The organism is Psychromonas sp., from assembly GCF_041586535.1.
Classification (GTDB): domain Bacteria; phylum Pseudomonadota; class Gammaproteobacteria; order Enterobacterales; family Psychromonadaceae; genus Psychromonas.
Genome location: NZ_JBFGZY010000207.1, coordinates 1 through 4,256 on the forward strand (window position 1 = coordinate 1; position 4,256 = coordinate 4,256).

At 42.9% G+C, this 4,256-nt stretch carries 5 protein-coding genes; 2 read left to right on the plus strand and 3 right to left on the minus strand.

Annotated elements, in window-relative coordinates; all coding sequences use genetic code 11:
• Positions 1-463: 463 nt before the first annotated feature.
• Positions 464-604: a hypothetical protein gene (locus tag ABZA00_RS16465; protein WP_372883239.1), complete on the minus strand. Its 141-nt coding sequence runs from the start codon at positions 602-604 to the stop codon at positions 464-466.
• A 65-nt stretch (positions 605-669) separates the two neighbouring features.
• On the opposite strand from ABZA00_RS16465, the gene ABZA00_RS16470 reads away from it, so the two are divergent.
• Positions 670-1,023 carry a DUF1622 domain-containing protein gene (locus ABZA00_RS16470; protein WP_372883240.1) on the plus strand — a complete coding sequence of 118 codons (354 nt, stop codon included), beginning with the start codon at positions 670-672 and terminating at the stop codon, positions 1,021-1,023.
• A gap of 27 nt (positions 1,024-1,050) precedes the next feature.
• Here ABZA00_RS16470 and ABZA00_RS16475 read toward each other — a convergent pair whose 3' ends face one another.
• On the minus strand, positions 1,051-1,332 hold the full coding sequence (locus tag ABZA00_RS16475) for a hypothetical protein (RefSeq protein WP_372883243.1): 282 nt from the start codon (positions 1,330-1,332) through the stop codon (positions 1,051-1,053).
• A 414-nt stretch (positions 1,333-1,746) separates the two neighbouring features.
• Here ABZA00_RS16475 and bioH point away from each other — a divergent pair, with 414 nt between their 5' ends.
• Entirely contained in the window at positions 1,747-2,523 is a 777-nt protein-coding gene (gene bioH, locus ABZA00_RS16480; RefSeq protein WP_372883241.1) for a pimeloyl-ACP methyl ester esterase BioH, read from the plus strand.
• 102 nt (positions 2,524-2,625) lie between these two features.
• On the opposite strand, the gene gcvT is transcribed toward bioH, so the two are convergent.
• On the minus strand, positions 2,626-3,744 hold the full coding sequence (gcvT, locus tag ABZA00_RS16485) for a glycine cleavage system aminomethyltransferase GcvT (RefSeq protein ID WP_372883242.1): 1,119 nt from the start codon (positions 3,742-3,744) through the stop codon (positions 2,626-2,628).
• Positions 3,745-4,256: the final 512 nt, after the last annotated feature.

A 4,256-nucleotide genomic window follows, 5' to 3' on the forward strand; every position in this document is an offset into this window, starting at 1 on the left:
AGACTAACGCAACTTAATGTTGCAATGCCTAAACCGTTGACGACAAGAATCACCTTGCTTTAGCTGGGTGAGCTTCAAAAACTATAATGGCGCACTAGATCTTCAAAAATTTGCCTTACCTGCGACCATTTGGGCTCTCGCTGGTGCTGTTTTTTTAAACTATATGGTGCTCTAGTGATCCTTGTCTTCAATTTCTCCAACCAAAATCAATGCATAACACATTTTCTGTGCCAACTAGCTGTTTTTAATGATTGATATGGTCTAAGTTTTATTTCATCAGCGTATTTTTAATGCAAAGCAGGCGACGCACAACGCAGTTATCGTTTTGCAAAAAATAGCAAAATAACGTGTTTCTTGCGCTGATATTAAGTCCTTGTCGAATTGATCATTAAAACTAAATCCGATAATTATCTATTCATTTATACTTGTTAAAATGAATGCCAGCTAGACATAAAACTACGTTTTAGTCTTTGTTATTGATTTGATTCAGAACGTCCTGTTCTTCACCACTTTGTGGCCAGCAAAAGCTGTTCAAAATCGTTCCATACGATTTTGTGTAATTAGAACAACTAGTTACTGCAATCAATACCTTGCTTTCATCCATTTTTATACGCCTAAATAGATCATCTAATTAACGGAATTGGTATAACAGGAGAATTACCTGAAATTATGGAATTTACTGAAATAATATCTATTGCAGGTTATGCCATTGAAGCTATCGGTGTCTTCGCTGTTGTGGTTGGGTCGATGATTTCTTCGGTTATATTTATCCGCTCATTTCGGTATTTACCGGAAGGCGTTGCATACCGTACCTATCGCAGACAATTGGGTCGTTCTATTATGCTGGGGTTGGAGTTTTTAATTGCCGGAGATATTATAAGAACGGTTATTGTGTCAGATACATTAGAGAACGTAGCTGTTCTGGGTATGATTGTCTTAATACGTACTTTCCTTAGTGTGACACTTCATCTTGAGATAGAAGGCAGGTGGCCCTGGCAAGAAGAGGATAAAGAGACACCTTAACATCAAATTACCTGACAGGTACCAGTTCTATTTCAGGCAGTAGATTATGGCTGTGATGTTTACTGTGTGGATGGGCAGCAGTGGCAATAATTCCGTATGTGTCATATCAACCATCAGCAAAGCGCCAGCTTCGTCAGTTATTTCACGGAATTTAGCAAAGTTGATTTGGCGCGGTATTGCTGATCTACCTGTAATAATCAACTTAGGTTTGTGCTCAAGGGCCAACTGAAGTACTTGATCATAGTCGATTTCGAAAGTATGTTGCGTAACACCGTATTGGACAGCATTGAACCTAAACAGGTGTGCTATGAGTCTTCTCTTGCTGGGAAAGAGCCGTGGTCTGTTATTATACCAATCAGATAATTAATCTGATTGGTATTATCTTTGCCTTAATTAAGTGGATGAGTAGGCGAAGGTATAGAGCAGGAGATGTTTTTGCCATAAATTAAAAGCGTTCCGCTGAAGTTAAGTTGACCTTGTAAAGATAAAGTTTACTATAGGAAACTATTTTGGGCCTGATAACAAAGCAATAGACGTAATGGATGTACCAGATGTCCCATAGCCATTGGCAGCGATCTGAGTGCTACGAAGTGTGGATAATGGAGTGTTACATATGTCTGAACAATTAGGGACTGGATTCAATTCAACGTCAGTCCCTTGCCATTGAGGGTTCATTATCATTATTCAACTGCTAACCGTTGAAAAGTAGGAGGTATTGAGCGTATGAGGGAAACATTATTTTGGCAGGTGTCAGGGCGGGGCAATGACCTGGTATTAGTGCATGGCTGGGGGATGAACGGTGCTGTTTGGCAACAAACAGTAACAATGCTTGAAACTCACTTTAGAGTGCATGTTGTGGACTTGCCAGGTTATGGTCACAGCGCACACTGTCATGCTCAAAACCTCGATGAAATCGCGCAGATGTTAATGGTCGGTGCGCCCAAAGACGCAATATGGGTAGGTTGGTCATTAGGAGGATTAGTCGCGACCCACATGGCGCTGCATCATGTGGATTATGTGAAAAAGCTTGTTACGGTAGCCAGCTCACCTAAGTTTTCTGCAGAGAAACAGCCGGTTATTTGGCGTGGTATTCAGCCCAATGTATTAGCCGCTTTTACAGAGCAGCTGGTGGATGACTTGCAAACCACTATTGATCGCTTTATGGCACTGCAGGCGATGGGCAGCCCGTCAGCACGGCAGGATGTAAAGCAACTCAAACAGGCAGTGTTGTCTCGTCCTCTGCCGAATCCAGATTCGTTATTGGCGGGTCTGAAAATATTGTCTGATGTGGATTTACGCTCGCAACTTATGAAAATATCAGTACCTATGCTGCGCTTATATGGCCGCTTAGATGGCCTTGTTCCGCTTAAGGTGGCCAAAGATCTGGATAAGCTATTACCCCATACTGAGCAGTATATTTTCACGCGGTCATCGCATGCTCCTTTTATGACAGAAGCTGAGACATTCTGTAACCAGTTGCTTAGTTTTGCTGAGAGTTAAATCAAGTCCCGGACAAAATAAACGATTTTTTGGCGCTCTGGTGTGCGCCAACAGGAGCACACTCAAGCTTTATTCTTTAAAAGAGGCAGGTTGAATTAACCCTTACCCACGGTGGTAACGCTGAGGTACAAAAGGCATTTTTTCTACCGTCATCGGCAGCTTTTTACCCCGTACTTCGGCAAATATTTCTGTGCTAATTGCGCTAAAGTGACTGTCAATATAGGCCATTGCAACCGGCATACCTTTTGACGGGCCAAAGGTACCACTCGTTACAATACCAATTTCATTATCATCTTCTGAAAATAGTTTACAACCTTCACGCACTGGTGCTTTGGATCTACCGACTAAACCTATACGCTTACGGGGAACATTTTTCGTCCTGATTTGCTCGAGAATAAGCTCTGCCCCCGGGAAGCCGCCAGGTCGTTCGCCATCAGAGCGACGGGCCTTGCTGATACCCCATAATAAGCTGGCTTCGACCGGGGTGGTTGTCGGATCCAGATCATGACCGTATAAACATAAACCACACTCAAGACGTAAGGAGTCTCGTGCGCCAAGACCAATCCACTCCACTTCTGCGAAAGCGAGGAACTCACGTGCCAACGCCTCGGCACTTCCCGCAGGAACTGAGATCTCAAAGCCATCTTCGCCGGTATACCCTGAGCGGCTAACATAACACTCCACGCCAGCAAGTTTTATAATTGCCGCATCCATAAACAGCATCTCACTCACTGCCGGATTGAAACTTTCCAATACTTTGCTGGCCTTTGGTCCCTGTAGGGCAAGCAATGCACGATCTTCTATAATTTCTAATTTTACATCTGCAGGCAGGTTTGCTTGCAGATGTGCGATGTCCTGTGCTTTACACGCAGCATTAACTACAACAAAAAGATGATCACCAAAGTTTGTTATCATTAAATCATCATTAATTCCGCCCTGATCATTGGTGAAAAAAGCATAACGTTGTTTGCCCACTGGCAGATCGATAATATCGACAGGGACGAGTGACTCTATTGCCTGCGCGGCCTTTTCACCAATAAGGCGTAATTGCCCCATATGTGAGACATCGAATAACCCGGCGGATTCGCGGCAATGTAAATGCTCTTTGCGTACACCGAGTGCATATTGAACGGGCATATCATAACCGGCGAAAGGTACCATTTTTCCACCCATCTCTATATGTAGTGCATGTAAAGGGGTAGTTAGCAATTTTTCAGACATATGTTTATAACTCCATTATTCACGTTTGATGACGAGCGGGTTAATGCCGATGCGTGCATCTATTGTTGGGTATTTCTGTAAAATAGTTTCCTATAATAAACTTCATTTTTTAAAGTTGATTTGATGCACGTAAAGTGTATTTGTTAACAGCCGCATAACTAACCTCAGCTCTGGATAAGCAAATCGCTACAATACCGCTATTTCCGCGTATTTCTGCGTTAAATCATCTACCATAGCCGGCTATTGCTACGATGATTCGCCTTGAACTACACGAAACTAACGGCACTGTATAATATATACCCATGTTACTTCAAAATGCTTTGTCAGGCACAAGCTCGGAGACCAGAGCAAGACGCAACATGAGGTAATGGTTTTTCCCTTTTCGATTGGTGCAACGCAGCACTGGTTTTCGAGCTCGCGCCCCATAGGGCAAGGTAAATTGCACCAATCTGCTTTGTTATAAAATTTCTATGTAGAATAACTATACTTCAATTTTATGCCTGGCATCTCGG

What these genes read in the sequence shown, in the direction of transcription:
- gcvT (WP_372883242.1), bottom strand. Translation starts at nt 3,744, where the DNA reads ATGTCTGAAAAATTGCTAACTACCCCTTTACATGCACTACATATAGAG.
- ABZA00_RS16465 (WP_372883239.1), bottom strand. Translation starts at nt 604, where the DNA reads ATGGATGAAAGCAAGGTATTGATTGCAGTAACTAGTTGTTCTAATTAC.
- bioH (WP_372883241.1), top strand. Translation starts at nt 1,747, where the DNA reads ATGAGGGAAACATTATTTTGGCAGGTGTCAGGGCGGGGCAATGACCTG.
- ABZA00_RS16470 (WP_372883240.1), top strand. Translation starts at nt 670, where the DNA reads ATGGAATTTACTGAAATAATATCTATTGCAGGTTATGCCATTGAAGCT.